This window comes from Oceanisphaera litoralis (genome assembly GCF_016907015.1).
In the GTDB taxonomy this organism is placed as follows: Bacteria; Pseudomonadota; Gammaproteobacteria; order Enterobacterales; family Aeromonadaceae; genus Oceanimonas; species Oceanimonas litoralis.
Genome location: NZ_JAFBBE010000045.1, coordinates 1 through 2,934, shown reverse-complemented (window position 1 = coordinate 2,934; position 2,934 = coordinate 1). Strand labels below are relative to the sequence as shown.

At 54.7% G+C, this 2,934-nt stretch carries 4 protein-coding genes; all 4 read right to left on the bottom strand.

The annotated features are described in order from the left end of the window. Positions 1-407 (bottom strand): protein rep (locus HNR62_RS15945; RefSeq protein WP_204797068.1); only part of this gene is annotated, 407 nt, incomplete at its 3' end. 413 nt (positions 408-820) lie between these two features. Then, complete coding sequence (locus HNR62_RS15940) at positions 821-1,108, bottom strand: hypothetical protein (protein WP_204797067.1); 288 nt, start codon at positions 1,106-1,108, stop codon at positions 821-823. 523 nt (positions 1,109-1,631) lie between these two features. Further along, positions 1,632-1,898 (bottom strand): hypothetical protein, encoded by a 267-nt coding sequence (locus tag HNR62_RS15935; RefSeq protein ID WP_204797066.1) that lies wholly within the window; start codon positions 1,896-1,898, stop codon positions 1,632-1,634. After that, entirely contained in the window at positions 1,895-2,095 is a 201-nt protein-coding gene (locus tag HNR62_RS15930) for a hypothetical protein (RefSeq protein WP_204797065.1), read from the bottom strand. The genes HNR62_RS15935 and HNR62_RS15930 overlap by 4 nt, the downstream gene beginning before the upstream one ends. Positions 2,096-2,934: the final 839 nt, after the last annotated feature.

Genomic DNA, 2,934 nt, shown 5'->3' with positions numbered 1-2,934 from the left:
AGCCTGCAGGCCCGTTGCCATGACTGGCCGTAAACGTGCTCGAGCACGGAGGAACCCAGATCCTTGGACGTAAACATGATGATATGAAAGTGAGGGTGAAAGCCGTTTTCGCCGTGGGTCACTTCCAGCGCCCGGATATAGCCGTGGATCTCACTGTGTGGGCACAACTTGCGAAGCTGGGACTTCACCGAGTGCATACCGCTAGAAAGGCGCTTCAAGGCACCAGACAGGCCAGCCAGAATTTCCCGCAAGTCATCCCCAGCCCCATGGGGGACGGTCAGGGTCACAAAGTGACAGGCCCAACCCTTTTGCTTGGCTCGTTCGAGTGCCTGGGTAAGTTCAATACGGCGGCGCTCGGAAACCTTGGAGGCACAAGGCGGACACGTCCAGATAGAGCCACAGGACATCAAGCCCTGGTAAAAACACTTCTGGCAGTTATGGCCCTTATGCACTTCGATAGGTGCGAGACCGTGGCCCGGTATCGGGGCACGAAGCACCATGCATTTTGATGTACGGGAACCGGGAAGAATCTTGTTTACAACGGACTTCAGAGCAAACCGGTTTGCTCTGGCGGTCTGGTACGAAGGGGTTAAAACTTCGCCAGTTTCGGGGTCAAAAGACCCAGTACTGACGGGGGTAGAAGATGTTTTGGTAACTATACCAAGGGGCCCCCGCTCAGCCCGGTTGTTTATGGTGATCTCATGGCTCATAATAAGGGCCTCGAAGTATGTTGTTGAGTGCACATACAGCACGGGAATGGGTGGCAGCCCAAACCGTGCACGAAGTTGAAAACCCTACGGGTGGCAGCCCGTGGGGTTTTTTAATGGGCTTTATCCTGGTCATCTCCCAAAGCCTCTTTCATTCGCTTTTCCATGGCTTCCGGGTCGGCGGCGGCAACCATTGACCCTATCGCATCCCGAATAACATCCATCACGCCGCTTTCGATTCGCATCTGGCTTTCATGCCGAACAATTGCTTCTCCAATAGCGCCAATCAGGAAGGAATTGAGCGTAACCCCCAATCGCTTGCAAACGACTTGGAGGCGCTCGTCAACTTCAACATCAAGTCGGACTGTCCTGGTGATCTTGTCTCTTTTTGGTGCTGCCATGTGTATTCGCCCCGTATTCAATTGGTATGGATAAACCTAGCACATGGCACCGAATGAAGACAAGACAAAAAAACGGTTTTGCAGGGCGCGGGGTGGGCTTGGGTGTTAGCTATTAGATCGAGGCCGCGAACCGGCCCCGAGTTGCCTGTTTGTCCTGGTGAACTTGTCCAGCTCTACCGGGAGAGGCCCGGTATGCTGATTCGGTGTTTATCCTGGTAAGCTCTGGAAAGGTTTTGCATGGCTGCGCCATATACCGGGCCGCCGCAAAGAGTGCGGCCCGACAGTGGATCAGTCATCAGGGCCATAATTTGCCCGATACTCGTCGTGTTCATCACAATCAGCAATGAGACCCATACTTCGCAGCATATCCCGCTCCCAGCTACCCGGACGCCTGGAACCATCAGCAACGGATGCCAGAACGTAATTAATCAGGTCTTGAACACTAGATTGTGGGTTTGGGGCTCCGTGGGCCTTATGTAGGCTAACGATATATTCCAACTCCTTAAGGATCTCGGGGTGAATCTCAATGTTCATGGGGCAACACTCCTTGGTGGTACAGGTTGAACTTCTTGCAGCCATGGCAGTAGATAACCCCGTTGTACTCATCACCATGCCTTGCCCTGACCTCATGCCAAAAGTCGGCGGTGATCTCCAAATCCTCGTTATCCCTGAATTCAACCAGAACCTTGGAATAAGGCATCTGGAAGTTCTTGGCCACCTGCTTGAGAGCTTCCCGTGCAATCTTGTTGGTCGCGTGTTGGTGTCGTTCGTAATCCTCAAAGCCAATCATTGCTCTACCTCCTCAAATTCAGACGGACAAGCCTGTTCCAGGTAATGGATAATCGCGTCAGCGATATCAACCAATTCAAACTGCTCTGTCGTCTTGCCTATGTGATCGATATGGGACGCAAGAAAGAAGATCTTGTCCGCTGGCGTTGCATCACTTGAAAACACAAATCCGGTTTCTTTATCTTGAATCATGTTCATGGCAGTAGATTCCTATGAGTTGAGGACGCCGCAGCTATACGGGGCGGCGAAGCCGGGACGGATAGACCGGGGTCGGCCCCCGGCAGGGAGCGGCGGTTGGGGGAACTCAAGGGTGTAACATTGTGACATTGTGGCTTTGTATCGGGACTGATTACCCCGCCGCGCCCCTGCTGCGCATGGGACACGGCGGGCTTACCATCCGAACAAGGCACAGGACGAGAAGCTAAATCGGTGATTTGATCCAGAACGGCGGCCATTGACTCGGGGCCTCCCTCGGCAGCATCCAACACGGCAGATTCAGCCCGACAACGGCGGACGGCTCGCCAATCCTCGACGGACAGGGTGCCAACAAGGTACGCCCGTTCATCGTCGGGACGTTCAGCCAGGATTTCATCAGAGACTTCCTGTCCCAGCTCAAGGCGCTTGCGGAGGCCATTACTCCAATACAGTTGGCGTCTACCCTTGAAGGCGTCTGCATAGACCCGGAAAAGGGCCGTAGCACGTTCCGGGGGGTAATCCGGGTCATCCCCATCAAGAACCGCCCTGAGCAGCCCCCAAGGCGTACAGCCCTTACGGCGGGTCTGTTTGACATGGGCTTTGGTCATCTCGTCTTCTAGGCCCCATTGCCGGCGCTTAGGTTTCGCCATCTCATCATCAGAGCCGGACTTGGTGACGTACTTGGCAGCCTCAGAGCCATCCTGCACAGTGCAGCCGTGACGGTCGGAAGGGATTGGCAGGCCGGACAGCCTGCAGGCCCGTTGCCATGACTGGCCGTAAACGTGCTCGAGCACGGAGGAACCCAGATCCTTGGACGTAAACATGATGATATGAAAGTGAGG

Bases quoted from the DNA above. Each gene is read 5' to 3' on its own strand.
- HNR62_RS15940 (WP_204797067.1), bottom strand. From the start codon at position 1,108: ATGGCAGCACCAAAAAGAGACAAGATCACCAGGACAGTCCGACTTGAT.
- HNR62_RS15935 (WP_204797066.1), bottom strand. From the start codon at position 1,898: ATGATTGGCTTTGAGGATTACGAACGACACCAACACGCGACCAACAAG.
- HNR62_RS15930 (WP_204797065.1), bottom strand. From the start codon at position 2,095: ATGAACATGATTCAAGATAAAGAAACCGGATTTGTGTTTTCAAGTGAT.